The organism is Stenotrophomonas geniculata ATCC 19374 = JCM 13324, assembly GCF_001431625.1.
Classification (GTDB): domain Bacteria; phylum Pseudomonadota; class Gammaproteobacteria; order Xanthomonadales; family Xanthomonadaceae; genus Stenotrophomonas; species Stenotrophomonas geniculata.
Window position 1 is genome coordinate 1 of sequence record NZ_LLXT01000025.1, and the last position, 1,027, is coordinate 1,027.

The 1,027-nt window shown below is 60.9% G+C and carries 1 protein-coding gene; it reads right to left on the minus strand.

Annotated elements, in window-relative coordinates:
- On the minus strand, nt 1-907 hold a 907-nt coding region (locus ARC63_RS01555), incomplete at its 3' end, for a tyrosine-type recombinase/integrase (protein WP_139042356.1).
- Nucleotides 908-1,027 lie beyond the last annotated feature (120 nt).

Genomic DNA, 1,027 nt, shown 5'->3' on the forward strand with positions numbered 1-1,027 from the left:
TCTTGGGGGAGGGCGGGATGCGATCCTTGCGCAGCTTGGCGGCGTGGAGCTCTTCGGTCAGGGTGTCCAGCACTGCGACGGCCTCGGATGTGAGGAAGATGGTCCGATTGATGGGCTTGCCGCCCTTGGGGTTCTTGGTGTCCCGGAACGTGGCCTCGGGACGCTGCTTGCTGTAGTCCAAATCCTCCCAGCGTAGATTGATGGCTTCGCTGCGTCGGGCCGCGGTCCAGCGCAGGAAGGCAATGGCAGCACGGGTGGATGGGGACATGGGGGCGAGGGCGGTCAGGATGTCCGCCCACTCCTTATCAGTAACCACCCGCTCACGCTCGTTCCGAACCTTGGGCTTGAGCGTGGCGTGGATGGGGTTGTCAATCTTGAAGCCCCAGCGCTTGATCGCCGCGGTAAAGACGCTGGAGAGAACGGCGAGTTGGCGAGTGATGGTGGCGGGGGCGAGGTAGTAGTCGTCTTCCAACGACCGGGCCATGCCGCCGTTGGCGAGGCCAAAGTCTTGGGGAGTGAGCTTGCCCACCGGCTTGCTGAAGGTGGCAGGGAAGCGTTGGGCGAGCAAGCGGAGGAGCCGGGCATCGTTGTCGCTCCCCTTCTTCTTGCCATCCTTGGCCTTGAGTGAGAGCACCTCGGAGATGTAGCGCTCGATCCAGACCCCCAGATTCTGGTTGCCCATCAGGTTGGAGGCGGGTTGCTTCTCTTCGTGGAGCGCGGCGCGCTCTGAAGAAGCGAACGCCTCGGCCTGGGCGAGGGCCTTGGCTCGGGTCGCCTCGCTGTAAGGGAAGGTGCGGTTGATGGCGTGCAGGTTGCCCGATGCATCCTTGCGCTTGATCTTCACCTGGAACGCCGAGCCGCGGTCGTAGACGCCCTTCGTGCGTGCAGCTTTTTTTGGACGGGCCATTCGTTCAGTCCTTTGATTGGAAGAATGGATTTTCCCAAGATTTTCCCTTGAGTTCAATAAGCCGTTGTTTTTAAATGACTAAGATGAGAATCGTTCGCATTCGTAATGCGTAGGTCGCAG